Source organism: Nitrosarchaeum sp. AC2, from assembly GCF_013407385.1.
Taxonomy (GTDB): domain Archaea; phylum Thermoproteota; class Nitrososphaeria; order Nitrososphaerales; family Nitrosopumilaceae; genus Nitrosarchaeum; species Nitrosarchaeum koreense.
This window is the reverse complement of record NZ_CP030847.1, coordinates 121,272-145,023: the sequence shown is the minus strand read 5'-3', so window position 1 is coordinate 145,023 and position 23,752 is coordinate 121,272. Positions and strand designations below refer to the sequence as shown.

At 32.8% G+C, this 23,752-nt stretch carries 27 protein-coding genes and 1 other RNA gene; 14 read left to right on the top strand and 14 right to left on the bottom strand.

From position 1 onward, the window contains the following. Window positions 1-2: 2 nt before the first annotated feature. The gene (locus tag DSQ20_RS00720) at window positions 3-758 is read right to left on the bottom strand and encodes a class I SAM-dependent methyltransferase (RefSeq protein WP_179365662.1); all 756 of its coding nucleotides are present in this window, start codon (window positions 756-758) and stop codon (window positions 3-5) included. Between the two features lie 55 nt (window positions 759-813). Next, window positions 814-1,395 carry a DapH/DapD/GlmU-related protein gene (locus DSQ20_RS00715; RefSeq protein WP_179365661.1) on the bottom strand — a complete coding sequence of 194 codons (582 nt, stop codon included), beginning with the start codon at window positions 1,393-1,395 and terminating at the stop codon, window positions 814-816. A gap of 127 nt (window positions 1,396-1,522) precedes the next feature. Here DSQ20_RS00715 and DSQ20_RS00710 point away from each other — a divergent pair, with 127 nt between their 5' ends. Further along, window positions 1,523-2,752, top strand: coding sequence for a glycosyltransferase (locus DSQ20_RS00710; RefSeq protein WP_179365660.1), 1,230 nt, complete (start codon window positions 1,523-1,525; stop codon window positions 2,750-2,752). On the opposite strand, the gene DSQ20_RS00705 is transcribed toward DSQ20_RS00710, so the two are convergent. Then, window positions 2,753-3,250 (bottom strand): hypothetical protein, encoded by a 498-nt coding sequence (locus tag DSQ20_RS00705; protein ID WP_179365659.1) that lies wholly within the window; start codon window positions 3,248-3,250, stop codon window positions 2,753-2,755. It lies immediately after the preceding gene. Window positions 3,251-3,319: 69 nt separating this feature from the next. Then, the gene (locus tag DSQ20_RS00700) at window positions 3,320-4,192 is read right to left on the bottom strand and encodes a hypothetical protein (protein ID WP_179365658.1); all 873 of its coding nucleotides are present in this window, start codon (window positions 4,190-4,192) and stop codon (window positions 3,320-3,322) included. Window positions 4,193-4,321: 129 nt separating this feature from the next. On the opposite strand from DSQ20_RS00700, the gene DSQ20_RS00695 reads away from it, so the two are divergent. Next, complete coding sequence (locus DSQ20_RS00695) at window positions 4,322-5,080, top strand: bifunctional 2-polyprenyl-6-hydroxyphenol methylase/3-demethylubiquinol 3-O-methyltransferase UbiG (RefSeq protein WP_179365657.1); 759 nt, start codon at window positions 4,322-4,324, stop codon at window positions 5,078-5,080. A 5-nt stretch (window positions 5,081-5,085) separates the two neighbouring features. On the opposite strand, the gene DSQ20_RS00690 is transcribed toward DSQ20_RS00695, so the two are convergent. Beyond that, a complete protein-coding gene (locus DSQ20_RS00690; RefSeq protein ID WP_179365656.1) occupies window positions 5,086-6,126 on the bottom strand; it encodes a methyltransferase domain-containing protein in 1,041 nt (346 codons plus the stop codon). Between the two features lie 109 nt (window positions 6,127-6,235). Between DSQ20_RS00690 and DSQ20_RS00685 the strand changes: the two genes are divergently transcribed. Continuing rightward, window positions 6,236-7,294, top strand: coding sequence for a glycosyltransferase family 4 protein (locus DSQ20_RS00685; RefSeq protein ID WP_179365655.1), 1,059 nt, complete (start codon window positions 6,236-6,238; stop codon window positions 7,292-7,294). A gap of 9 nt (window positions 7,295-7,303) precedes the next feature. Here DSQ20_RS00685 and DSQ20_RS10495 read toward each other — a convergent pair whose 3' ends face one another. The 3 genes from DSQ20_RS10495 to DSQ20_RS00675 all read right to left on the bottom strand — a co-directional run bounded on the left by DSQ20_RS10495 (window position 7,304) and on the right by DSQ20_RS00675 (window position 9,883). Continuing rightward, window positions 7,304-7,645, bottom strand: coding sequence for an asparagine synthase-related protein (locus tag DSQ20_RS10495; RefSeq protein WP_370464196.1), 342 nt, complete (start codon window positions 7,643-7,645; stop codon window positions 7,304-7,306). Window positions 7,646-7,956: 311 nt separating this feature from the next. Then, window positions 7,957-8,520: an asparagine synthase C-terminal domain-containing protein gene (locus DSQ20_RS10490; protein WP_255458277.1), complete on the bottom strand. Its 564-nt coding sequence runs from the start codon at window positions 8,518-8,520 to the stop codon at window positions 7,957-7,959. Beyond that, window positions 8,507-9,883 (bottom strand): nucleotide sugar dehydrogenase, encoded by a 1,377-nt coding sequence (locus tag DSQ20_RS00675; RefSeq protein ID WP_179365654.1) that lies wholly within the window; start codon window positions 9,881-9,883, stop codon window positions 8,507-8,509. Before DSQ20_RS00675 ends, DSQ20_RS10490 begins: the two co-directional genes overlap by 14 nt. Before the next feature lie 86 nt (window positions 9,884-9,969). Between DSQ20_RS00675 and DSQ20_RS00670 the strand changes: the two genes are divergently transcribed. Continuing rightward, a complete protein-coding gene (locus DSQ20_RS00670; protein WP_179365653.1) occupies window positions 9,970-10,863 on the top strand; it encodes an NAD-dependent epimerase/dehydratase family protein in 894 nt (297 codons plus the stop codon). Here the strand turns inward: DSQ20_RS00670 and DSQ20_RS00665 are convergent. Together DSQ20_RS00665 and tes are read right to left on the bottom strand one after the other, a co-directional pair. Next, window positions 10,860-11,804, bottom strand: a complete 945-nt coding sequence (locus DSQ20_RS00665) for a glycosyltransferase family 4 protein (protein ID WP_179365652.1) — start codon at window positions 11,802-11,804, stop codon at window positions 10,860-10,862. The two genes, DSQ20_RS00670 and DSQ20_RS00665, sit on opposite strands and share 4 nt — an antisense overlap. 38 nt (window positions 11,805-11,842) lie before the next feature. Beyond that, window positions 11,843-13,507, bottom strand: coding sequence for a tetraether lipid synthase Tes (gene tes, locus DSQ20_RS00660; protein WP_179365651.1), 1,665 nt, complete (start codon window positions 13,505-13,507; stop codon window positions 11,843-11,845). A 116-nt stretch (window positions 13,508-13,623) separates the two neighbouring features. On the opposite strand from tes, the gene DSQ20_RS00655 reads away from it, so the two are divergent. From DSQ20_RS00655 to DSQ20_RS00645, 3 genes are read left to right on the top strand one after another with little or no spacing between them, the layout of a single operon-like run. Further along, window positions 13,624-14,391, top strand: coding sequence for a TrmB family transcriptional regulator (locus DSQ20_RS00655; protein WP_179365650.1), 768 nt, complete (start codon window positions 13,624-13,626; stop codon window positions 14,389-14,391). Window position 14,392: 1 nt separating this feature from the next. Further along, window positions 14,393-14,851 (top strand): metal-dependent transcriptional regulator, encoded by a 459-nt coding sequence (locus DSQ20_RS00650; RefSeq protein ID WP_007549419.1) that lies wholly within the window; start codon window positions 14,393-14,395, stop codon window positions 14,849-14,851. A 51-nt stretch (window positions 14,852-14,902) separates the two neighbouring features. Further along, window positions 14,903-15,067 carry a hypothetical protein gene (locus tag DSQ20_RS00645; RefSeq protein ID WP_007549417.1) on the top strand — a complete coding sequence of 55 codons (165 nt, stop codon included), beginning with the start codon at window positions 14,903-14,905 and terminating at the stop codon, window positions 15,065-15,067. Window position 15,068: 1 nt separating this feature from the next. Here DSQ20_RS00645 and DSQ20_RS00640 read toward each other — a convergent pair whose 3' ends face one another. Further along, complete coding sequence (locus tag DSQ20_RS00640) at window positions 15,069-15,488, bottom strand: secondary thiamine-phosphate synthase enzyme YjbQ (RefSeq protein WP_179365649.1); 420 nt, start codon at window positions 15,486-15,488, stop codon at window positions 15,069-15,071. Window positions 15,489-15,661: 173 nt separating this feature from the next. On the opposite strand from DSQ20_RS00640, the gene DSQ20_RS00635 reads away from it, so the two are divergent. Next, window positions 15,662-16,078 (top strand): hypothetical protein, encoded by a 417-nt coding sequence (locus tag DSQ20_RS00635; RefSeq protein ID WP_179365648.1) that lies wholly within the window; start codon window positions 15,662-15,664, stop codon window positions 16,076-16,078. A gap of 32 nt (window positions 16,079-16,110) precedes the next feature. Next, entirely contained in the window at window positions 16,111-17,163 is a 1,053-nt protein-coding gene (locus DSQ20_RS00630; RefSeq protein WP_179365647.1) for an mRNA surveillance protein pelota, read from the top strand. On the opposite strand, the gene cutA is transcribed toward DSQ20_RS00630, so the two are convergent. Next, on the bottom strand, window positions 17,160-17,471 hold the full coding sequence (gene cutA, locus DSQ20_RS00625) for a divalent cation tolerance protein CutA (RefSeq protein ID WP_179365646.1): 312 nt from the start codon (window positions 17,469-17,471) through the stop codon (window positions 17,160-17,162). The two genes, DSQ20_RS00630 and cutA, sit on opposite strands and share 4 nt — an antisense overlap. 81 nt (window positions 17,472-17,552) lie before the next feature. Between cutA and DSQ20_RS00620 the strand changes: the two genes are divergently transcribed. The 4 genes from DSQ20_RS00620 (at window position 17,553) to DSQ20_RS00605 (ending at window position 20,385) form a co-directional block, all read left to right on the top strand. Next, on the top strand, window positions 17,553-18,716 hold the full coding sequence (locus tag DSQ20_RS00620) for a site-2 protease family protein (protein WP_255458276.1): 1,164 nt from the start codon (window positions 17,553-17,555) through the stop codon (window positions 18,714-18,716). Between the two features lie 44 nt (window positions 18,717-18,760). Next, window positions 18,761-19,675, top strand: a complete 915-nt coding sequence (locus DSQ20_RS00615; protein WP_179365645.1) for a TIGR00269 family protein — start codon at window positions 18,761-18,763, stop codon at window positions 19,673-19,675. A gap of 34 nt (window positions 19,676-19,709) precedes the next feature. Continuing rightward, window positions 19,710-20,021: signal recognition particle sRNA (gene ffs, locus DSQ20_RS00610), an RNA gene on the top strand. Between the two features lie 31 nt (window positions 20,022-20,052). Then, window positions 20,053-20,385: a DUF5655 domain-containing protein gene (locus DSQ20_RS00605; RefSeq protein ID WP_179365644.1), complete on the top strand. Its 333-nt coding sequence runs from the start codon at window positions 20,053-20,055 to the stop codon at window positions 20,383-20,385. On the opposite strand, the gene DSQ20_RS00600 is transcribed toward DSQ20_RS00605, so the two are convergent. Then, complete coding sequence (locus DSQ20_RS00600) at window positions 20,382-20,660, bottom strand: acylphosphatase (protein ID WP_007549405.1); 279 nt, start codon at window positions 20,658-20,660, stop codon at window positions 20,382-20,384. The two genes, DSQ20_RS00605 and DSQ20_RS00600, sit on opposite strands and share 4 nt — an antisense overlap. A 56-nt stretch (window positions 20,661-20,716) precedes the next feature. Beyond that, window positions 20,717-21,451 (bottom strand): 50S ribosomal protein L2, encoded by a 735-nt coding sequence (locus DSQ20_RS00595; protein ID WP_179365643.1) that lies wholly within the window; start codon window positions 21,449-21,451, stop codon window positions 20,717-20,719. A 105-nt stretch (window positions 21,452-21,556) separates the two neighbouring features. Between DSQ20_RS00595 and DSQ20_RS00590 the strand changes: the two genes are divergently transcribed. Next, window positions 21,557-23,743 (top strand): CDC48 family AAA ATPase, encoded by a 2,187-nt coding sequence (locus tag DSQ20_RS00590; protein WP_179365642.1) that lies wholly within the window; start codon window positions 21,557-21,559, stop codon window positions 23,741-23,743. The last annotated feature ends 9 nt before the right edge of the window (window positions 23,744-23,752 follow it).

The window sequence follows — 23,752 nt, the reverse complement described above, 5'->3', positions numbered from 1 at the left end:
TTCTATATCAAACGGTATAGTAATTTGAATATTTTTTTCATGTAGTAACTTTCCAAAATCGGTAAGAGGCTTAATTTTTTCCCATGCATCATTATAAGATAAATCAGAAATTTTTGAACGAATATAGTCGTCTGAAAATTCTCTAATGGGTGATTTTTTTTATATATATAAAAAATACAAAACCCGCCAATTTTTAATTTTTTTAGGGAATTTTTTAATGCTAATTTTGTATCAGGTGTATGGTGAAATACACCATTACTAACAACAACATCAAAACTTTCGTCAAGATAAGGGAGTTTGTTGATGTCAGCCTGAGAAAGAATAGGATTTGAAATTAATTTTTTTAAATTTGTTTGAACACGATAAACTGCTTTTGAAATATCTACTCCATGAAATTCTTTGGCTTGTGGTCCCCACAATCTTGATGATGAACCACTTCCAATTCCTACTTCAAGAATAATTTTATTATTAAAAACAGCTAGATCAGATTCTTCAAGACCCATCATTTCTAGGTAAACAGGTTTAATTTTTTCTTCAAATTCAGCATCATTTTGTCCAAAATCACTTTGTGACCACTTTTCTCCAAATGATTCTTGAACTTGTTTTTGGGTTTGATCATTTACATTATCAACAAAATTTGGTATGCCATTGAATATAGAATATGATGAATGATTTGAAACAAGGTAATGCCCATCAGAGTTTAAAGTTTCATTGGTAATTGGATCAACCCATTGTATTTTTTGATCAAATACTCCCATTTCTAATCTAATGTTTTAGGATATTATTAGTTATTGGTAGAATGAAATTATAAAATTATTTTTTAAAATACTCAAACTCTACATTTTTTCCTTTGACTTTAACTTTACCTACAATCTTTGCTGGAGAACCAAACGCAATTGAATAAGGAGGAATTACAGTATTAACAAAACTTGATGTTCCAATAACACTTCCTTTTCCAATACTAGATCCCATACTAATTACCGAGTAAGGACCAATGTAACAATTATCACCTATCCTGACAGATTTTTTTTCGTATTCAGCTTTTCCACCACTTACAGCCCATTTTACTGTGTTATGAGTATAGATTTGAACTCCGCTACTAATACTACAAAAATCACCTATGGAGAGTTTTCCACCACTGCCATCAAGTATAGTGTAAGGACCTATCCAAGTATTTTTTCCAATAGAAACCTTGCCAAATACATAACTGTTATCATATATGCTACTACCATGCAATCCATTCAAAAATTTGGCTTTTTCCCATCTGTCAGATATTAATTCATTAAAAGGTAAAACTCGGTTCCATTTTTTTTTAACTTCATTTCGTCGTTTTTTATGTACTGATATCAAGTCGGAGTAAAACTGTTCTGAAATTTCAAATTTTTTTGTTCTCATACAAAATAGAAAGAATTTAGCTAAATAAAGCATTTCATAAAGACTTGAACAATACATAATTCAAAATCTTAAGATAATACAACTAAAAATTAAAGTAGTGTAAACAATGAACAAAGAGGTCTTTTAGATGAAATTAAAAATTCTGGCAATAGGAGATTCAACAAGCAATATCTATCTAATGAAAAAATTTGCAAGAAATATAGAAGTTCATTTAATAGATTTTCCAAAAAAAGGTGTAGATAAAACAACAACTGGAAAAGATGGAATAGAATACTTTGATTCGTTATTAATTTCAAAACAAGTAGAAAGAATCAAAAAAATCAAAGATAACTATGATTTATGCATAGCTGTTCCTTGGGCAGGAACAAGAATTGCATATTTAGCGGGAATAAATTACATAATGTATTTTGTCGGAGGAGATATTACAAATCCACCTTTTGCAAAAGAAAATAAAAATTATAATTTTTTTGAAAAAAACTTTTATAAAAAAATACTAGATAATGCCATTGCATGTATAGCACCTATGGACGAATATTATACACCATTAAAAAAATATAGAAAAGATGCAATCAGATTAGACAGGATATTTGTAGATACAGAACTTTTCAATGAAAAAATACAACCAATTGAATTTAAAAAAGAAAAATTTACTTTCTTGTCAGCACAAAGATTTGGATTGGAAAAAGGAATGGATAAGATTTGGAAGGCAATAGAGCTTTGTAAATCAGATTTTGAAGTATTACAAGTAAAGTGGTTTATAGAAGATACAACCACTGAAAAATTTGATGAGTTAAGTTCAATAAATAAAAAATTAATCGATGAAAAATCAGACAGAGTCAGATTCATTCCATTAATTAAAAGAGAAGAATTAGGCAGATATTTTGCAGGAGCGAACGCAGTGATGGGGCAAATGAGAGCAGGTGTTCAAGGCGGGATAGAAAGAGAAGCTGCATTTTGTAAAAAACCAGTGATTTGTTATACGGATCCAAAAAAACCCAACATTGTTGATGGTGAGGAAATAATCCCGCCATTTCTACCAAAATCAAATGAACCGCAAGAGATAGCAGATATCATAGATAAGATTGTAGAATCAAAACAATTCAGAGATGATTTAGCACAAAAGGAATACGAATATGTAAAGAAAATATCTGATCCGGAATTGGTATCAAAAGACTGGGAAAATATTTTTGTAAAAGTATTTGAGAAAAGTAAAACGCTAGATAGAAAATTATCCATTTTGGATAGGTTTATGAGTTTTATTATTCTTAAGATTGAAAAAATATACATAAAAAAATTCAGAGAAAAAAACATCAGTACATGGGGAAAGGAAGAATATGATAGATTGATTAGAGATTGATTATTTCAAGTGTGAAAATTTCTTGAATAATGCAACATCTATTTGTTTATTGTCTTTTCTTTGATTAAAGTAAGTTTCTATTTCATTTTTCAATTTTATTAGCTCATCTAATTTTTCATTGGAAACATTATTTTTTTCATAATCCAAAAGTAAGAGATCGACTAATTTTAGATTTAATTGCAAAAGCAATTCTATATCGTTATATTGTCTTAGTGCATGAGGATTTGATTCATAATAGATATCAGCTTCGGCTTTATATGACGAAGTTTTTTTCTGATGTGCATATCCAACTAAAATCAGCAACGGAACACCAATAGAAGCTGTAATAGCTAGATAAACATAAAATGTTGGAAAAATTGTCTTTAAAGAAGGAATATTTTCAATTGCTAGATAATATGTAACAACCATTGTGTTAATGGCTGCAAAAATGAAAGCAAAATAAGTTGTCCATCCTTGCCTAAAATAGAACCATCCTCGAAAGCCAATATTTTGTTTCATGATTTTTTTCTTATTATGTTGTATATCAATTGAACTATCATATTTGATTTGAAATTGGATTTTCTTTAATTAGTTTAGTCTACTTCGTTTTATTCTGGCATCAATTACAGTACAACCTTTTTCATAATTAAAAGTATGAAGTCCAATTAGACCACTTTTCCAATCAGGCTTGAAGAATTCCAGGTGTTTTTCTTCATATTCATTTTCATTTAATTTAATTATTTCATTAAAGGAAAGTCCGTTTCCATATACTTGAAAACAGTTTTGTGCAGGTCGAATAATTTTATTATTCATTTCAAAGATTTTTCCTGCAGGTCTAGCATTTCTAATATCAGAGACTATAGGATTCAAAGGGTGTGGAATCCAATTTGCACTAAGTGGATCATCAGAATAAAAAAGCATCAATTCCTCAGATCGAGATGTTCCATTATTTTCGGCTTTACATGCAAATATCCACCATTTTTTATTATAAAAAAACATGGTAGTATCTACAAGTGGGATATCAATGATTAATTTACGATCATGCTTCCAACGAAATGGAAAATTATCACACTTGAATAATTCCACATAAGATTTTGAATTATGTATTGTTCCATGAATCAGATACCATTCATTTTGAAATTCAAATATAGACGGATATGATAAGTGATAATCACGTTCTAAAATTTTTACAGGTTTAGTATAATTTCCATTATTATCAACAGTCATTACTGACAAATGTCCTTTATTTTGATAATTCAGAAATTCTTCAAAAAATATATGATGTTTCTGATCTTTGTAAACTACAAATGGATCCGCCCAAAATCTGTCTTTTATGGGCATTATCTCCTTAAATTTTAAAAAGGATGTGGAAATATCATTATTCATATTTACAAGAATTATCCACTGATAGAAATATGGAAAATGTGAGATTTTTGATTTGATTTTTTTAAACAATTTCATATCACTGTAAACAACTATAAATTAATTCTAGATTTTAGTTATACTAATTAAAGTATGACAAAAAGTATGTCTCAAAATAAGATATTTAATGATTTAGTCATGTATAGAAAAAATCACATAAGATGAGAAATGATTAATGAAAATACGTGGATTGAATTTATTCGAAATCAGGAACTGTCATCTATTAGAAAAAACCTATCAGACGCTAGAATAAAAAAAATTTTAGAAATTGGAGGAAAAGACGGATATCTTGCAAGAATTTTAACAGATTGGGGTTTTGATGTAATTTCAATTGATATCAATCCATCTTCAACATATTTTGATGTAAAAGAAATGAATGCAATAGAGTTAGAATTCAAGCCAGAAACATTTGATTTAGTTTTTTCTTCACATGTAATTGCTCATATAAAAGATAAAAATTCACTATTCAAGGAAATCAACAGAGTTCTAAAATCAGACGGTTTAGCCATACACATTGTTCCATCAAATTGGTGGTCAGTAATTACTAATTTTTGGCATTATGTATTATTACCAAAAATACTGTACAAAAAAATTACAGGTAAATCAAATTCAAAAGAAAATTTAAGAAATGATGGTAAAGACGGATTAAATCATAAAAAAATTAGATTAAAAAACTTGTTATTTTTACATCCGTTAGGAACAGAAAGATCTTTTATTATTGAAATTTTCAAGTTTTCAAAAAACTCTTGGGCAAAAATGTTCGCTTCTTATGGGTATGTAGTTCACAATGAATCAAACGGTCCGTTAGTTTATTCTGGATATAGTATATTCAAGAGTTATGGTTATAAAATTAGAAAATATTTTGCACATGTTTTTCCAAGTTCATATATTTTCATAATGAAAAAACAGAATAAACAAAGTTTATAAAAAATTTATTTTTTCCCAGTAACACTAATTCCGCTTTCAATTTCTTTAAAACTTGTAATTTTTATTTTGGTATCACGATACCACTTACGTACTTCATCAGGAGTGTGTCTATAAGCAAACTTTGGATAATACCAATCAAAGTTAACACCTACGCTTCTCTCAAAATCTCCATCTTCAGCCCAAAAGCATTTCAAAAAATGCCAATAGATGAATCGCTGTACATCATATGTACCTGCCTTGATGTTAAGTAGCTTAATGTCACGTGGTATGATAATCTTCCTTTTTAGATTAGATAATGATTTTCCCAGAATTGTCATATCTTTTGAAAACTCTACACAATCATTTACAGACATTTTTGTAGTCTTTGAACGAATGTAGTCATCTGCAAATTCTCTTATTGGAGCCTTTTTGTTGTAAACATATATCGAAATATGGCCTGCCTTTTTGAGGAATTTTGTCAGATATTTGAATGATGTTTCAGTATTTTTTGTGTGATGTAATACCTGATCAGAGTAGACATAGTCAAAAAAATTCTTTTTAAATGGAAGTTGACGCAAGTCTGCTTGCAAAAAATGAATGTTTGTAGCACCGCCATATTTTTTATAAGCAAAATTTACAGATTCGCTAGCATCTATTGCAAAAACTAGTGATTGTTTGTTGGTAGATAGAAAGTTTGCACTATTTCCAAGACCAGTTCCTGCATCAAGAACATTATGTTTTGTCAATAGAAATTTATTAAAACTTTCAAGAGTTTCCCATTGAAACCTTTCTAAAAACCAATTTCTTTGAAACTCAAACCATTTTTTCTCATGATATGATTTATGATATATTTTCCATTTTGATGAGAATGCATCTTCAGTTTTTACAAAACCCTTTGTAGCATCTGTGACAAATCTAGGAATTCCGTCTGTAATAGTAAATTTGTGTTTATTTATACAAATCAAATATCCCTCCATAATTTCTCCTTTAGATTTTTTTGTTATTTTGATGTTGAAATTTTTTCTGCATATAGGACAAACTAGATATTCAACAAGAGAAGGTTTCAAGTTGTTTAATCGATTTTTTATGGCTTTAAAAATATTAGGATTAAGTATAATACCATTTATTTTACAAAATGTCTTAATACATACATTATTTTTATAATTGTGAACAAAAATGAGATTACTTATAGGAGGTTCTACCTCCAAGATATTTCATCTAAAGGAATTTGCAAGTGCTCTAACAGATTTAGGAGTTGATTGTAAGCTAGTTGTAGATACAGATATTTGCAATGGTTTTCCAAGCCGTAAGGTTTCCGATTGGTTTCAAACTAGAAAGAAGTTTGATCAATTAATTTCTGAATTTAAGCCAGATGTCATTCTAGTAGACAGACAAAGGCATTTTGCGCTTGCCGCATCTAAACAGGATATTCCCCTAGTAATACATCTGAGAGGAAACATTTGGAAGGAAATGGAGTGGGCAAAAAATACACTGTACAAATCACTTCCAAAGAGAATTGCATTGCAAATGTGGATTTCTATTGCTAGACAAACTTTTCAAAAATCATCATTAATTGTACCAATTTGTGAACATTTAGAAAAAATTGTCAAGAGGAATTATCCAAACAAAAAAACAGGAGTGATGTATCAGGGAATATCCTCATCTAGATGGTATACATCAAAAGGAATGACTCTCAAACATCCTTGTGTTGGATTGTTACAAGGGGCAGTAATTTGGGGAAAAGCCCAAGAGATGCTTATTTTAGATAGTGTCTTAAAATCCATGCCTGATGTGACTTTTTACTGGGCAGGAGATGGGCCGTACCGTGACAAGATTCTATCGGCATTAGGAAAACATGATAATTTCAAGTGGCTTGGAAATTTGCAATATCCAGATAAAGTCAGAGAGTATCTAACTGAGATTGATGTCTATGCACTAGTTAGTGGAATTGACATGTCACCGTTAACATTGCAAGAAGCACAATTAATGAAAAAGCCAGTAGTTGCAACAAACGTAGGAGGGATTCCAGAGCTTATGAAAAATAACGAAACTGGATTTTTGATAGAGAAGTGTGATGCAAACGAATGGATTGAAAAATTATCACTTTTAATTAATAATGAACAAAAAAGAAAAAGCATGGGAGAAAGTGGAAGAAAATTCGTTGAAGAGAACTTCAATTGGAGTAAAATTGCAAAAGAGTTTTTAGATATTTTGGAAAAACACGGAATTAAATAAATTAAGAATTTAAAGAGTAACAGTTGGTTTCATTTCTTTTGTGATAAATATTCTGTACCATATCTCCAAAGATAATAACCCAAGAAACTTGTTTACATATCTGATATCTATGTTATTTTTATCAAAATGCTTTTCAATCCAATCTTTGTTAATCCATTTGGACTGTACAATTCTTGCATCAGACAGATAACAATCACATAAATCATACCCATAAGATTTCCACAAATTCATTGTATCTACAGAAAACCCTTGTTTTTTCTTAATCAATAATTTATCAAGGGAATACTTGTGAAGAATTTCCCTTAAGAGAAGCTTTCCAGTATCGGTTTTTAAGTCATATTTTAAATTAATCGGTAAATGTGTAGTATGTTGAATTGTTTCTTTAGATAATAGTGGAGTAACAGGTTTTACTCCAAAGTAACTGTGAAAACTTGTATTTAATGGAATCCAGTTGTAGAGTAGTTTACCATTAAAGTCTGCCAGAAATACCTGCGATAATTGACTTAATGGATTATCAAAATATGGTAAAAATTGTTTGTAGATAGGATTCCAATTAAAACCAAGTTTTTTACCAAATATGTCTGCTTGGTCTTCTACCCAATCTCTTTCATGGCATTGCAGATATGCTTTGACTTTATCAATTGGTGATGAGTTTTTTGCAGTTAGAGAGAGAAATTTTTGTATCTGAATGTATAACCTCCAAATAATTCATCTCCACCATCACCTGACATCAGGAATTTTCCCAGAGTTTTTGCTTTTTTTACAACATGATACCAGTGTAAATCCCAAAACGGTTGTTTAATAATACTAACTGCTTGTGGTAATTCCCTGAGATAATTTTCAACATATACAATATTATGATCTATGTCAAATTTTGATGCAATCTTTGCAGCATATCTTGATTCATCAACACTATTCTCAAATCTAATTGAAATTGCACTAATTTTTACATCTGGACATGTTTTTTTTAATAGTGCTAAAACAAGTGTAGAGTCAACTCCGCTACTAAGAGCTATGGATATTTTTGTATTTGTAGAATTTCTAATTGTTTTATGGATGTTTGAACAGATCAAGTTTTCTATTATTTGTGAAGATGTATTGGATGGTTTTTCAACAAAATCTTTCCAAGTTTTTTTGGTAAATTTTGATTTTTTTGTTGGATTGTATCTAAGAGTGAGAATATTTTTGATTGAATTAGGAGCTAATTTCGAACTAGATTTTTCCACGTCCAACTCCACGATAAATCAATCCTGCATTTTTTGCATCAAATTGATTAATTATACATCTAGAATCAATTACCACTGGAGATTTCAGAGTTGATTTTAAGAATGCTGGTTCTAGATCATGGAATTCTTTATGAGCTGTAACCACAATTAATGCATCAGATTGCTTCAAAGATTCCACAAGATTTGATTCGCAGTTTATTCCAAACAAAGTTGAATTCTTAAAGTATGGATCATATATTTTTACATTAGAACCTAGTTGGTGTAATTTTGAAATAATTGGTTCGGCAGGAGTTAATTGAACATCTTTTACATCAGGTTTGTATGTTACGCCTAAAATCAATATTGTTGACTGTTTTATGTCTGTACAAGATTCGCTAAAGGCATCTTTCAAAAGTTCAATTACATGATCTGGCATTGATTCATTAATTCTTCTTCCTGTTTCAACAATTGAAAAGTTATCAAAGCCAAAAGTTTTTGCAAAATTTATCATTTGATAAGAGTTTACAGGAAGACATGGTCCGCCAACTCCAGCTCCAGGATAATGAACTTGGAAATTATATTTTGTTTTTGCAGCTTCTAAAACGGTCATTATATCTATTCCAGATTTTTCAAAGATTAATGCCAGTTCATTGATAAATGCAATGTTTAGATCACGAAAAACATTTGTTGTTAATTTTACGGCATTTGCTGTTTTACAGTCAGGCATTGAAATCAAGTCTACAGTAAAAACATGTTTGTAGATTTTTTTTATTATATTATGAGTTCTTTGATCTATTGCTCCAACTAATCTAGGTAATCTCTCAAAGTCATTAAGAATTTGTCCTGGATTTGCAGTTTCTGGACATACTCCTATACCAAAATTTTTACCAGCAGTTAGTTTGAGATCATTTCCTTCTATTATTGATTTTAATTCATTCTCAACAAAACCTGGCTCAATTGTACTTTCAACAATGACTATAGAACCAGAAGTTAAAAATTCGTGGAGTTGTCTTCCTACTAAACGTAAAGCATCATAATTTGGTACATTTTGTTTATCCATTGGTGTAGGCAATGATAAAACTATTACATCTGACTGAGGAACAGCATCTTGAATCTTAGTAGTCGCAGTGAATTTTTTTTCTTTTAAAACTTTTTCAAAGATTGTAGGGTATCCAGGTTCGTCCTTTAAGGGAAATTCTCCTTGATTAATCATATCAACTAGTTCAGAGTTGATATCAAGACCGATAGTAGGTAGACCAGAATTGGCAAATGATAATGCGGTAGGGAGACCTATTCTTCCAATTCCAATTACACATATTTTGAGTGATCCTGATTGGATGCTATTATTGAACTCAAATTCATTCATTTCTAGAACATTTTTCATTTCTGACTTACAACTTCACATAATTTACTTGTTTTTTAGTTTTATTAATGATGAAGATTTAAAGATTGGAAAATTTTAGCGACGACATGAAATTTGCAGTAATTGGAGGAGCAGGGTTTATCGGAAATAACATAGTAAGACAACTTCTCAAGCAAAATCACACTCCAATTGTAATTGATAATATGTATCGAGGAAAGATTGAGAGAATTTCATCACTTGGTGTTGAGTTTCATAAAGTTGACATAAGAGATTTTGATCAACTTAGAGACATAGTAAAAAATTCTGATGGAATATTTCATGAAGCTGCACTTACAGATGTACAAGAATCATTTACAAAACAACAAGAATACAACGATGTCAATGTAAAAGGAACTGAAAATGTATTTAGAATTGCAAAAGAGTTTGACTTGAAAGTAGTGTATGCAAGCAGTTCAAGTGTTTATGGAAATCCAAAAAAAATCCCAATAGTTGAAAATAGTGAACGTAATCCGATTAACCCATATGGAAAAACAAAATTAGACGACGAATTTCTTGCTGAGAAATATTCTAAAGATAATGTATCCATTATTGGCCTTAGATACTTTAATGTCTATGGAGATGGTCAAACTGGCTCATATGCCGGTGTGATTACAAAATTCCTCAATAGGTTAAAAGAAAAAAAATCTCCAATAATTTTTGGCACAGGTACACAATTAAGAGATTTTATTTTTGTTGATGATGTTGCATGTGCAAACATAGCTGCTATGCAAAGCAATGTAAATAACGGATTTTTTAATATTGGTACAGGCATTATAACATCAATTGAGCAGCTTGCAAAAATAATGATCGAGTTATCAGGTTTGAAACTAGAGATACAGTATGAAAATGCACTGGATGGTGATGTACAGTCTAGTCAGGCAGATACCAACTTGACTGAATCTGTATTAAACTGGAAGTATTCTATGGAATTAAAAAATGGATTATCAAAATTTTTTATCTAAGATAAATTTTTATAAAAATCAACATATTTGAAGATTAATTTCTCCCAGGTAAAATTTTCAATTATAAACTCATATGCATGTTCTGCCATTTGTGATGTCTTATCTTTGTCTTCCAATAATGAATTAATTGCATCAAGTAATGATTGCGGATCGTTTGGTGGAACAAGTATTCCTGTTTCATTGTTTTTAATCACTTCTGGAATGTCCCCAACACTTGTAGCTATTACTGGAATTTTTAAAAAAAATGCTTCCTTGATTGATTGTGGCAAGCTCTCCATTCTTGAAGGAACAACTAGAACAAAAGATGCCTTGAGATTTTTCATAGCCTCAATCCATGACATGTTTGTACAATAAACTATTTTGCCTTTAATTTGTGGCTCTATATTTCGTAAAATATCGGTTCCTTTCTCAAAGCTATCGCGCCCAACATAGACAATTTGGTTTTCAATTTTTTTTACGTCTGGAATTTCATTGAATTTTTTAATATCTAACGGTGCTGGAAGATACACAAAGTCAAGATCCAGTTTTTCTTTGTATGTTTTTTGAACAGATTTTGAATCAGTTGTAAGAACATCTGCAAATTTCAAAACTTTAGACTCTGCATTACTAACCATACTACTTGTGGCAGTAGAATGCAATGCGTCTACCTGTTCTGAATAAATCCCATGAACTGAGAGAACTTTCTTTTTTGCTTTTACAAACTTCATCACAAATGCAGATGGAACATTCCATGCATGTACCACATCATATTTTTCTCTATCAAGTATTGCCTTTATCATACCAAAAATTGCAAAGCTTGGATTTTTCAAATTTTTTATTGGAACATGTGGGATATGCATTAACTTTACATCAAATCCAAATTCACGCAGTTTTTCTGCCACCCTAAATGCGTGACCTCCAATACCTCCTTCATATCTTGGAGAAATAAAGAGTATCTTCACAAAACAAAATTAGTTTTAGATAATTTAAGGTCTAAGATTTACATTGTTGCCTGAGCAGCGTCATGGAACATCTGACTCTTTGCACAACCAGCAGCAAGTTCATCTCCTGCTCCACGTCTCATTAGACCACGATACAGACCGTCTTCTAGTTTGACGCCTTCTCTTTGCTCCCATTCTTCTACTGTAATGGAGTATTTCTTTTGAATTCTGTCTCTGTACCATTCTGGAATTACATTAAATGCACAGAATGGAACGATTCTAAGGTCTGGAGTAAGATAATGAATGTCACATCTTTGCAATCTTTCCAAGTCTTCGTTGTATTTGTCCTGAAAGTGCATCATACCCAAGAATAATCCTTTGACATGCCATGAGCCAATTGACTCAAATGATCTCTTCATTAAAATATTGCCAAACATCTTTGCCAAGTCTAGTCCTGCTGGTTGCTTCTTTGTGTCAACAAAGCCTTTTAGTTTTCTTACAACTTCAAGCATTGTAAAGTACTTGTTTTTACCAGAACGAATCTCTTCTGCTTTGTCTTCAAATAGTTCAAGCATTCCTTGAATGTCACAGAACTTAGTTAGTGGAACAAATTTCTTTGTCTCTGCGTCTTCAAAGATGTATGTTCCTGCACCACAGGCAAAGTGGATAGATAATTCATATTTTGGTTTACTAGAAAATGCCTCAATTACATTAGTTAGTGGCATGCAACTTGGTACTGGGAACCAGTCATCAACAGTTACCTCACCGTTTGTCTGCTCTTCAATTCTTTGAATGCAATCTGGAACTGTAATTCTGTATTTTTCACGTTCTCCTTTACCCATTCTACCAGTTAACGATACAGGTTGGAAGTTAACAGCATGAACTACATCCATGTTCTTTTGTGCATAGCGAATAATTCCACCTAATTCATGGTCATTAATTGATTTGATTACAGTTGGAACAAAGACTACGGTTGTTCCAGTTTTTCTGCAGCTATCAAGTGCATATGGAATTTCCCAATGATTCTTTGGATTTGTTCTTGCAGTAACACCATCAAAAGAAAGATACAAGTTGTTACATCCAGCTAGTCTGACTTCTCTTGCAGCTTCTGGATCCATTGCATGTCTAATACCATTGGTATTCATCTGGACATGGTCAACACCTTCTTCTTTCATTATTTTAATAACATCAGCAATGTCTTCTCTAAGCATTGGTTCACCACCAGTAATCTGAATAGAATTGCCGGGAATTGGTCTTTCAGCTTTAAGTGTCTTCATCATTCCTCTAACTTGTGTATGGTCTGGCTCATACATGTAAGCACCTTCAAGGCCTTTCTTTACATAAAAGAAGCAATACCAGCATGTCAAATCACATCGATTAGTTACAATCATGTTTGCCAATCCACTGTGTGATAGGTGATTTGAGCACAATCCACAGTTATTTGGACATGAACATTTGTCAATCATTACGTTTGGAGCATGAGCGCCTTTACCGTCTACCCAGTATGTACTGAACTTCTTGTACATTTGATAAGAACCAAAGTATAATTCCTCACATTCACCATGAGTTGGGCAAATCTTTGACATGTAGACCTTATCGTCTCGCTCAAAGACTTCAGCATCTAATATCATGTTACAGTCAGGACATATGCTTTGAGTAAATCTAATAGTGGATTTCTTGCCTAGACTTTTACTTGACTGATTGGAAATCTGAATTAATGCCATGCTTACAATGGCAACTTTTCTGAAATGCTATATAACGCATTGCCTACTTGGCCCCGTATGGAATTTAGTAATCAGGCATGACTGGTTTAAATATCAAAACTTAACGATTAGATCGCATGAATATAACTGACAAGACAAGAAAGGCTCTAGAAAAAATCGGTCTTACTAGTTATGAGACAAGGACATTTGCTTCGTTACTTGAAACGGGTGAATTGACAGCCTCTGATCTTAGTCAAAAGTCAGGTGTTCCTTATTCAAAAATTTATGAGGTTTTAGGGACACTAGAAGAGAAAGGCTGGATTGGTTCTGATGATTCCAGACCAACAAAATACTTTGCAAAATCTCCATCTACGGGGTTGGAGACTACAAAACAAAAGATGCAAAATGATTTTTTACAAAATCAAAATGTTATTTTAAACGAGCTTGTTCCGTTGTATGAAAAAAGTGGAACCAGTGAAAGGCCAGATATATGGGTATTATCTGGTGCAATAAATATCGCTTCAAAAATTTTGGAGATGGTAGAATCTTGCAGAAATGAAGTAATGATTGCATTACCTGAAGCAGGACAAGAGTTAGTCAGACAAGCATTACCAAAACTAAGAGCATTACACGATAAAGGAGTAGATATCAAAATATTAACTTCAGATAAAATGGATAAAGAGTCACTCAAGGCAATAAGCAGAGTTGCAACTGTAAAAATCAAAAAAGGACTCTTTGGTGGAGGAATAATTTCAGATAACAGATATGTCGTAATTTTATTGGGTCCAGAGATGGGAGCAATGAATACCCCGGATCTAGTTGCAATTTGGGCAGATCATACAGGATTGGCAGGATTTGCAAGGCAATACTTTGAATATTTATTAAAAGATTCAAAGGTGGTATAGTATGGACGCAGTAAATGATGAAAATGATGAGATTCTTTTTGTAGGAACAGCAGAAGCTGAACATGTCGAAATGTATCTCAAGGCAATTTGGCATATAAAAGAGAGAGGAGAAGATGTCAAGATATCTACAATTGCAAAGATGCTCAATGTCAGACAGCCAAGTGTTGTACAAATGCTCAAAAAATTAAATGAGAAAAATCTTGTAAACTATAACAAAGCAGGTGTAACACTAACCCAAGATGGAGAAAGAATCGGTTCTAGTATGATGAGAAACAGTAGACTGTTGGAAGTTTTGATGGACAGTGCATTAAAAGTTGCAATTGATGAAGAGATGGTATGTGGAATTGAACATCATATGAACAAACAATTTACAGATGCACTATGTACCATGTTAAAGCATCCAAGAAAATGTCCTCATGATCACGAAATCCCAATGGGTGAGTGTTGTAAAACATCTTAGAAACAAATTTCTGATCCCAAAGGATATATCGTATTAAAAATAATATGACACATGGCATGTTTTTGTGGCTGTGAAACCTGGCAAAAAAATGATGATGGGTTCAAAGTGGCATGTGTGAAATGCGGTCATGGACCTCAGAATCATGATGAAGAATTCAGAGCTTCTGCAAGAAAGAACGAGTCACAAAGTCAGAAGCGCGATGTAGATTTTGGATAAATTATTCGCCAATAATTTTAACTAGCACTCTTTTTGGTCTTTGTCCATCAAATTCACCATAGAAAATTTGCTCCCACGGACCAAAATCTAATTTGCCAGCAGTAATAGCAACAACTACCTCTCTTCCCATTATTTGTCGTTTTAAATGAGCATCTGCATTGTCTTCGCCAGTATTATTGTGTTCATATTGATCAACTGGTTCATGTGGTGCAAGTGATTCTAACCATTTTTCATAATCATGATGTAATCCACTTTCATTGTCATTTATGAAAACACTTGCTGTGATATGCATTGCATTTACAAGACAAAGTCCCTCTTGGACTTTGCTTTTAAGAACCAGTTTTCTCACATCAGAAGTAATATTGACAAAACCTCTACGTCCTTTTACATTATAGGTTAGATATTCAGTTAAAGATTTCATGATATGAAATTAGCATGTCTGTCATAAAAATTCTAAGAGCAGGCTCAGAACTCAAGATCCTCATCATCAATCAAAGGGATAGGGTCATCACTGCCAGCAAGGCATAATTCAGGCAGATGCCTATTGAGTCTTTCAACAAGATTGATAAATGACGAACTGTGGATTTATTCAAAATGGTTACAATTGACACTCCTGCATCATTGGAAAGTTTTAGAAGATTTGTAATTGGAAGTACATGCCGATCTTATGCTCCAAGAAGTTATTTGGAGGATTCAGAAGTATTTGCTGAAAGAGAAGACAGTTTGGGATCAATTTATGTTGAAGCTGCAGACAAGGTTACCTTAAAAAAAGTAAGAGACATTACATTTGTTAACGCACGAGATATTCTTGGAATTATCTATAATTCAAAGAGCGGAAATACAGCACTAAAATGGCGTCAAATAAGAAAAAACAATGGAAAGGTAGTAGGCGAAGCCTCTGCAAATTCTTTAACAAACCTAGCTGAATCAGGTGTCCTTACTTTGGATTGGGTTGAAAATTACCTAAAGAAAAAAACTGAAGAGACAAAAACTAACGAAGTCACAAGCTAAACTCTTTTGTTTCTGTTAGTTAGAATAAGATCATGATTACAAAAACAATTGATGATAATTCAATTTCTGTAATGCCAGAAGATTCTGATGATCTTTTGAATTTGCGTCGTGTAATCAAAGAAGGAGACAGAATAGTTGGCGATACAACAAGAGTAATCAAACTAGAAAAAGATTATGCAAGACCGGACAAAGGGGAGAGAATAAAAGTGAGAATTGCACTAAATGTAGAAAAAATATCACTTGATGATGTGTTGGATAGATTAAGAATTGGTGGTACCATATTAGAATCAAGTAACGAGTCAGTACCTCACGGATCACACCATTCGTTTATTCTTAAAGTAAGTGATGGAATTACAGTTACAAAGAAAAGATGGCTACCAATTGAAAAAAATTTAATCGAGTCAAACAACAAGCAAATAGGTTTTGTATTAGTTGCAATTGATACTGGAGATTGCGGAATAGCAAGATTAAAAGGGACACATTTGGAGTTTATTCCAAATATCTATTCCGGATCTGGAGGAAAAAGATACAAAACAAATTTCAATATAGAAAAATTCTTTGAGCAAATTCAGCAAGCATTATTTTCTATAGTCAAAGAAACAGACACTATCATTATTTTTGGTCCGGGAGAAACAAAGAAAAGATTTTCAAATTTTATATTAAAATCCAAAGATGCTCAAAAATATAAAATTCAGGTTGTAGAAGGCATTGATTCAGGAGGAGAGGACGGAATCTACACATTTACAAAATCCCAAGCTATGAAAGAAATAATGTCAGAGAGTAAACTGGCCAAAGTATCTTCAATAATTGATGAGATAATGCTAAGGGCAAACAAAAAAAGCAAGAAATTTACTATGGGGTTTGAGGAAACTCTTAAAGCTAATCAATTTGGTGCTGTCGAATTACTAGTTTTTTCAGATAAAGCAATACAAACAAATGATGAAAAAAAAATAATAGAATTTCTCAACGATGCTGAAAGTAAAGGTGTGAAAACTTACAGTGTAGACTCTTCCACAGACATAGGTCTCAGAGTTACTGGATTGGGAGGAATAGTTTCTTTACTACGTTATGCTATAGAAGCCTAAGAGGTAGATTTGGCTAGCCACTTGAGATAAGATAAATTTATTGATGAAATAGCAATTTCAGCAATTTCAGGAACTTGATATGGATGAGTCTCTTTAATTTTTTCTTTGAGAATTTTTTTGTTTTTTTGTGTTGTTTTGAAGATTGCAAGATATTCGGTAGTATTTTCAATTTTATTATTCCAAGAGTAAATGGATGAAATTTTAGTAATGTTAACACAAGCGATAATTTTATTTTCAATTAGTTGATTTGCAATTTTTGTAATTGAAATTTTGTTAGGATATGTAGAGATAATCATGGTTGGCTTCATAATACCTATAAATGACAGGAGTTTAAAAAATTAACAATTAGTTTGGACCTTGATTTTATCACTCAAAATTCGATAATCTACGTGTTAATAGCGTGGGTAATAATTTTGGTGGTTGCCAAGGGATTAAAATTAGAAAAACATGGATTTGAGCTAAAAATTTACAGTCTAGTTTACAAAAATCAACAAGTACAATCAGTGTTAACAAGAATGTTAGGACGAACCAGACGAGGAATCAAAATTTTTGCTAATGTTAGTGTAGTTGCAGGCTTTCTTATGATGGGATTTGCATTTTGGTTTTTACTATCAAATATTTCTAACTACTTTGTAGCACCAACTGAATTTTCACAGTTAACCGTCTTAATTCCTGGTGTAACTTTGACATCTTCATCATCAATTCTATACTTTTTACTATCAATTCCAATTGTTTTAGTTATTCATGAAGGTGCTCACGGTATTGTTGCAACACTAGAAAAAATTAAGATAAAAACTGGAGGGTTTGCAATATTTATTGCAATGTTTGCAGGATTTGTAGAACCAGACGAGGAAGAATTTAACAAAGCAAAAAAGATTTCAAAATTAAGAGTCATCGGTGCAGGAGCTACTTCAAATGTAATTTTTGCATTTGCGTTAGGATTGATACTTTTAACAAATCCTTTCTTTGCAATGGTTTTACCTGAACCATTACTAAGTACATTTTATGATTTACCAGATGGAGTATTGATACTTTCAATTATAGAAAACTCTGGAGCAGAAAAAGCAGGACTGCTTGCAAATGACATCATTACTTCAATTAACGGAATCCAAATGTTGAGTCCGTTGGATTTCCAAAAGACAGAATTAATTCCTGGTGAAATAGCAAATGTCTCTGTACTGAGAAATGGACAGATTTTACAATTTCCTGTTGAAATAATTCCATCACCTGAAGATCCTCAAAGAGGATTGATAGGAATAATGAGGGATAATTCATTTGCATACAAACCAGTTTTGAATTTTATTGAATGGAACGATCCAAATGTTTCAATGTTTTTGCTATGGTTATGGATGATATCATTTTTTATTGGAATCATCAATATGTTGCCATTACCAATTTTAGATGGTGGAAAATTCATTCATACAATCATAGATAAGAAAATTTCTGATAAGGCAGTAAACATTACAATGTGGGGAATTTACGCATTCACGTTTGCATTGTTTGGTTTGAATATTGCATTATCATACATGAAATCAGGCTGGTTTACTATCTAAAAAATACCTAAAGAATCATTAATGAAAAATAATCAGATGGTTTAATGAAATGCGACAGATGTGAGAATCAGGCAGCATACACGCGTAAATATTCTGGAGAAAAATTATGCTCTAGATGTTTTTCAAGTTCTATTGTAAGAAAGACTGCAAAAACTATTTCAAAACACAATATGATTCAAAATAATGAACTAGTAGCAGTTGCAGTATCTGGTGGTAAAGATTCACTTGCTTTACTTGATATCATTAATCAAATGACTAAAACACATAACTTTAGAATCAAGGCAATAACAATTGATGAGGGAATTCCAGGTTATAGAAACGAGGCATTAGAGATTGTCCAAGAATATTGTGCTAAATTAAATGTAGAACACAAAGTTTTTTCTTATAAAGAATTGTTTGATTTAACATTAGAAGAAGCACTAGACTTGAGAGAAAGCGAAAAAACATCTTCATGTTCAATTTGTGGAACTCTAAGAAGACGTGCAATTGATCATGCAGCAAAAGATATTGGTGCAGATGTAATAGCAACAGGGCATAATTTAGATGATACGTTACAGACATTTGTAATAAACATGTTATCTGGAGATACTACTAAAATTGGTTGGATGGATCCTGATAATTCCAGCAACACATTGAGAAAGATAAAGCCATTTTGTGAGATTTATGAATCTGAAATTGTATTTTATGCTTTTACAAACGACATACCATTTCAAACAGAACCTTGTCCACACATGAACGAAGGAATAAGAACTGAGATCAGAGAATTCTTGAATTCATTAGAAGGAAAACATAGTGGAATTAAAAATAATCTGTATCAATCAATAATCAAAGTATCTCAAAGTGTAAAGGACAGCAATAGCAAACAAAAGACAATCTGTATAAAATGTGGTAATGAGTGCACTGGAAAGATCTGTTCTGTGTGTAATATGGTTTTAAAACTAAAAGAAAATCAAACCTAATGCAAATATAACATACCGTCATAGAAAAAAATGGTAGTAGGGAGGATTGGGGTGCCAGCCGTGCCCTATTCTGAAACCGGCTATACGCAGAGATCAGTAACTGTTGGGTAAATCTCTAGATAGGTAATTCCCGCTTGGTGTGCGGAAATGAAATCACGCCGAGGCGGGTGGTTGCAGGACCAGAATTATCCGAAGGGATAACGTCTAAGTCCGAACTATCGAAAGGGATGAGGTCCGGGAGGGAGCAATCCTAAGGTGGAGCATCCACGCTTCCTCGTCTACGTGGCGGATCTTGTATGCCTTGAAATGGGGCTATCCGTCTAGACTGGAACCAACAGATCTACTACCTTTATAATTAAAATAAAATTTTAATCATCATGGATGGAATAATTTCTTTTGGAACAAAAAGAGATTATAATGATTTTAAAAAACAAATTCCAAGTTCAGTACTACCACTATTTGATTCTGTAAGAGAATTCTGTCTTTCATTAGGAGAAAACGTGGTCGAGGACATCAGAATGCATAGAGTTGTTTTTGGAAAATCCATGACATTTAGATGGTTTGTAGATGTAGAGCCAGAAAGAGAAGGCATTATAATTAAAATTCAAAAAAGCAGAAAAGAGATTCCACAAATTCTACAAATCAAAACAGGGCAAGAAATAACAGAACTCAAAGAAATCATAAAAAATGCTTTTGAAACAATTAACTAGTACAATACATCAAATTTTGAAAATTCTCCAGTAAATTTCTCGTTTCGGATTTCAACATCTTCGACTCGTGCATTTGCCGGTCCTCCATGAGACCATTCAATTAGCCTATTTACTTTTTCTTCATCTCCTTCAAGTACAGCTTCAACTCGACCATCTTTGAGATTTTTTACCCAACCAAAAACATCATTTTTTTTAGCCATTACTTTTAACGCTTGCCTAAAAAATACACCTTGCACTTTACCTTTTACAAAAATTCTGATTCTTTGCTTTGACATACAAAAAATATTTTCAATCAGGTATTAATCAATTTTAGGGAAGAAAAATCAGATTATTACTTTCTTTCTTTAATTCTAGCTCTACCAGTTTTTCTTGCAGCAATGCTACCTACTTTAGCTCCAGGTGGAGCATCTCGAGAAACAGTAGAACTTTGTCCAACGTGTTGGTGTCTTCCACCACCGTGTGGGTGTACATAAGCTGCTTGTGCTACACCTCTTACTATAGGGAATTTCTTTCCTTTAGCTCTAAAACTACGCCATTTGTTACCTGCACTCATAAAGAATCGTTCACCAGCTCCACCACCTGCCAAAGTTCCAATCATTGCCCTGTTCTTTGGATTTAGTGTAGTGAATTTTCCAGATGGGAGTTTTATTGTAACTCCCTCTTCACCGTGAGAGAAAATAGTTGCGTTTGTTCCTGCTGACTTTACTATAGCACCGCCATCACCAAAATGTTTTTCGACATTACAAACAATAGTTCCATCAGGAATATTTTGAACACTGATTACATTTCCTTTTTCGATTTTTGATTTTAATCCAAATTGGAAAGTTTCGCCCACTTTAGTACCAAGAACTGCAGGCATAAACGAGACTGAACCATCTTCAAATCGTATTTTAGCTAGTGGTGCTTCTCTACCACGCTCATGCACTAGATCAATTACTAATCCTTCATGTTGCTCAGATAACGAAAATCGAGGATATTTTGCTTTACTACCTACTTTACCAGTAGAAGTAGATCTAAATTGAAATCCTCCACGGCCACGTCTTCTTACTAATGGTCTCTTACCCAAGTAGATCGATTCCCATTCATTAAGGATTTTAAGCTTGTGATTTTACCCGTGTATTTTGCTGAAATTACCACAAAGATATAAAAATTAGACAACAGAGTTTGTAATATGAGCCAGAATGCACTTTCTCTTAAAGTTCTAGAAGCATATACACGAGACGTAGGTCGTGGCGTAGCAAGAATTGATTATGATTCTATGGATACACTAAACGCATCTACTGGCGATGTTATTGAGATTAAAGGTAAGAGAAGAACCGTTGCAAAATGTCTTCCACTTTACCCATCAGATGAAGGAAAAGGAATTATCAGAATTGATGGATTGGGTCGTAATAATTCAGGAATTGCCATAGGCGATACCATTACTGTAAGAAAAATCAAAGCAGTCGCTGCTGAAAAAGTTGTAGTTGCACCACTTGAAGCAATACCTCCAATTGATGAACGTTACCTTGCTGATGCTCTTGAAAGCGTTCCTTTGATTAAGGGAGATAATGTAATGGTTCCATATTTTGGAGGACGTTTAACATTTCAAGTAATTGGAGTAACACCAGCTGCAGATGCAGTTTTGGTTACTCAGAAAACTGTTTTCCATATTGCAGAAAAGGGTGAAACATTACGAGGAGTTCCTCAAGTAACGTATGAGGACATTGGAGGTTTAACTGATGAAATAAAGAAAGTAAGAGAGATGATAGAACTACCATTAAGACATCCAGAAATTTTTGAGAAATTAGGAATTGAAGCCCCAAAAGGCGTGTTATTATACGGTCCACCTGGAACAGGTAAAACCTTACTTGCAAAAGCAGTTGCAAATGAAAGTCAAGCTCATTTCATTAGTATTTCCGGTCCAGAAATTATGAGCAAGTTTTATGGTGAAAGTGAAGCTCGACTAAGAGAGATTTTCAAAGAAGCCAGAGAAAAAGCACCATCAATAATATTTGTAGATGAAATTGATTCTATTGCACCTAAAAGAGAAGAGGTAACTGGCGAAGTAGAAAGAAGAGTAGTATCACAAATGTTATCATTAATGGATGGGTTGGAAGCTCGAGGAAAGGTTATCGTAATTGCAGCTACAAACAGACCAAATGCAATAGATCCAGCACTTAGAAGACCAGGTAGATTCGATAGAGAAATTGAGATTAAAGTTCCAGATAAAAAAGGAAGAAAGGACATTCTTGCAATTCATAGCAGAAACATGCCATTATCAGATGATGTCAATGTTGAGAAAATATCCAGTGTCAGTCACGGATATGTTGGTGCAGATTTAGAATATCTTTGTAAAGAGGCTGCAATGAAATGCTTGAGAAGATTACTACCTGAGCTTAACATGGAAGAAGAAAAACTTCCTCCAGAGACTTTGGATAAATTGATTGTAAATAATGAGGATTTCCAGAAAGCATTGATTGAAGTTACTCCATCTGGAATGAGGGAAGTTTTCATAGAAAATCCAGATGTTAAATGGGAAGAAGTCGGTGGTTTGGAAGATGTAAAACGTGAACTTCAAGAAGCAGTAGAATGGCCAATGAAATATCCAGGCCTATATGACAAATTAGGACATAAAATGCCAAGAGGTATTTTGCTACATGGTCCAAGCGGCACTGGTAAGACACTATTAGCTAAAGCAGTTGCAACTCAGAGTGAAGCAAACTTTGTTTCAGTTAGAGGTCCTGAATTATTATCAAAATGGGTTGGAGAATCTGAACGCGGAATAAGAGAAATTTTCAGAAGAGCAAGACAAGCTTCACCATGTGTTGTATTCTTTGATGAAATTGATTCGATTGCACCAATTAGAGGTGCAGGAGGCGAAACAGCTGTTACTGAAAGAGTGGTTAGTCAATTACTTACAGAATTAGACGGTATGGAAAACATGCATGGAGTAGTTGTTTTAGCAGCTACTAACAGACCAGACATGATCGATCCAGCATTACTAAGACCAGGTAGATTTGATAAGATCATTCAGATACCATTGCCAGATAAAGAAAGCAGAAAGATGATCTTGAAAATTAATGCTGAAAAAATACCAATTAATGATAATCCAAATGATCCACAACGTGTAGATATTGATAAAATTGCAGAGTTGACAGACGGTTTAAGCGGTGCAGATACTGCTGCGATTGCAAATACTGCAGTATCACTTGTAATTCATGAATTTTTAGATGCACATCCAGATGTCAAAGATATAGAGAAGAGTTCTGGAGATGCCAAAGTTACTATGAAACATTTTGAAGCAGCAGTAAAGAAAGTAAGAGAACAAAAGAACCTCAAGATAGGCGAAAAACTAGTTGCTTCCTATTACAGGTAGTTTTTATTA

What these genes read in the sequence shown, in the direction of transcription:
- DSQ20_RS00720 (WP_179365662.1), bottom strand. Translation starts at nt 758, where the DNA reads ATGGGAGTATTTGATCAAAAAATACAATGGGTTGATCCAATTACCAAT.
- DSQ20_RS00715 (WP_179365661.1), bottom strand. Translation starts at nt 1,395, where the DNA reads ATGAGAACAAAAAAATTTGAAATTTCAGAACAGTTTTACTCCGACTTG.
- DSQ20_RS00710 (WP_179365660.1), top strand. Translation starts at nt 1,523, where the DNA reads ATGAAATTAAAAATTCTGGCAATAGGAGATTCAACAAGCAATATCTAT.
- DSQ20_RS00705 (WP_179365659.1), bottom strand. Translation starts at nt 3,250, where the DNA reads ATGAAACAAAATATTGGCTTTCGAGGATGGTTCTATTTTAGGCAAGGA.
- DSQ20_RS00700 (WP_179365658.1), bottom strand. Translation starts at nt 4,192, where the DNA reads ATGAAATTGTTTAAAAAAATCAAATCAAAAATCTCACATTTTCCATAT.
- DSQ20_RS00695 (WP_179365657.1), top strand. Translation starts at nt 4,322, where the DNA reads ATGATTAATGAAAATACGTGGATTGAATTTATTCGAAATCAGGAACTG.
- DSQ20_RS00685 (WP_179365655.1), top strand. Translation starts at nt 6,236, where the DNA reads ATGAGATTACTTATAGGAGGTTCTACCTCCAAGATATTTCATCTAAAG.
- DSQ20_RS00675 (WP_179365654.1), bottom strand. Translation starts at nt 9,883, where the DNA reads ATGAAAAATGTTCTAGAAATGAATGAATTTGAGTTCAATAATAGCATC.
- DSQ20_RS00670 (WP_179365653.1), top strand. Translation starts at nt 9,970, where the DNA reads ATGAAATTTGCAGTAATTGGAGGAGCAGGGTTTATCGGAAATAACATA.
- tes (WP_179365651.1), bottom strand. Translation starts at nt 13,507, where the DNA reads ATGGCATTAATTCAGATTTCCAATCAGTCAAGTAAAAGTCTAGGCAAG.
- DSQ20_RS00655 (WP_179365650.1), top strand. Translation starts at nt 13,624, where the DNA reads ATGAATATAACTGACAAGACAAGAAAGGCTCTAGAAAAAATCGGTCTT.
- DSQ20_RS00650 (WP_007549419.1), top strand. Translation starts at nt 14,393, where the DNA reads ATGGACGCAGTAAATGATGAAAATGATGAGATTCTTTTTGTAGGAACA.
- DSQ20_RS00645 (WP_007549417.1), top strand. Translation starts at nt 14,903, where the DNA reads ATGGCATGTTTTTGTGGCTGTGAAACCTGGCAAAAAAATGATGATGGG.
- DSQ20_RS00640 (WP_179365649.1), bottom strand. Translation starts at nt 15,488, where the DNA reads ATGAAATCTTTAACTGAATATCTAACCTATAATGTAAAAGGACGTAGA.
- DSQ20_RS00635 (WP_179365648.1), top strand. Translation starts at nt 15,662, where the DNA reads ATGGTTACAATTGACACTCCTGCATCATTGGAAAGTTTTAGAAGATTT.
- DSQ20_RS00630 (WP_179365647.1), top strand. Translation starts at nt 16,111, where the DNA reads ATGATTACAAAAACAATTGATGATAATTCAATTTCTGTAATGCCAGAA.
- cutA (WP_179365646.1), bottom strand. Translation starts at nt 17,471, where the DNA reads ATGAAGCCAACCATGATTATCTCTACATATCCTAACAAAATTTCAATT.
- DSQ20_RS00615 (WP_179365645.1), top strand. Translation starts at nt 18,761, where the DNA reads ATGAAATGCGACAGATGTGAGAATCAGGCAGCATACACGCGTAAATAT.
- DSQ20_RS00605 (WP_179365644.1), top strand. Translation starts at nt 20,053, where the DNA reads ATGGATGGAATAATTTCTTTTGGAACAAAAAGAGATTATAATGATTTT.
- DSQ20_RS00600 (WP_007549405.1), bottom strand. Translation starts at nt 20,660, where the DNA reads ATGTCAAAGCAAAGAATCAGAATTTTTGTAAAAGGTAAAGTGCAAGGT.
- DSQ20_RS00590 (WP_179365642.1), top strand. Translation starts at nt 21,557, where the DNA reads ATGAGCCAGAATGCACTTTCTCTTAAAGTTCTAGAAGCATATACACGA.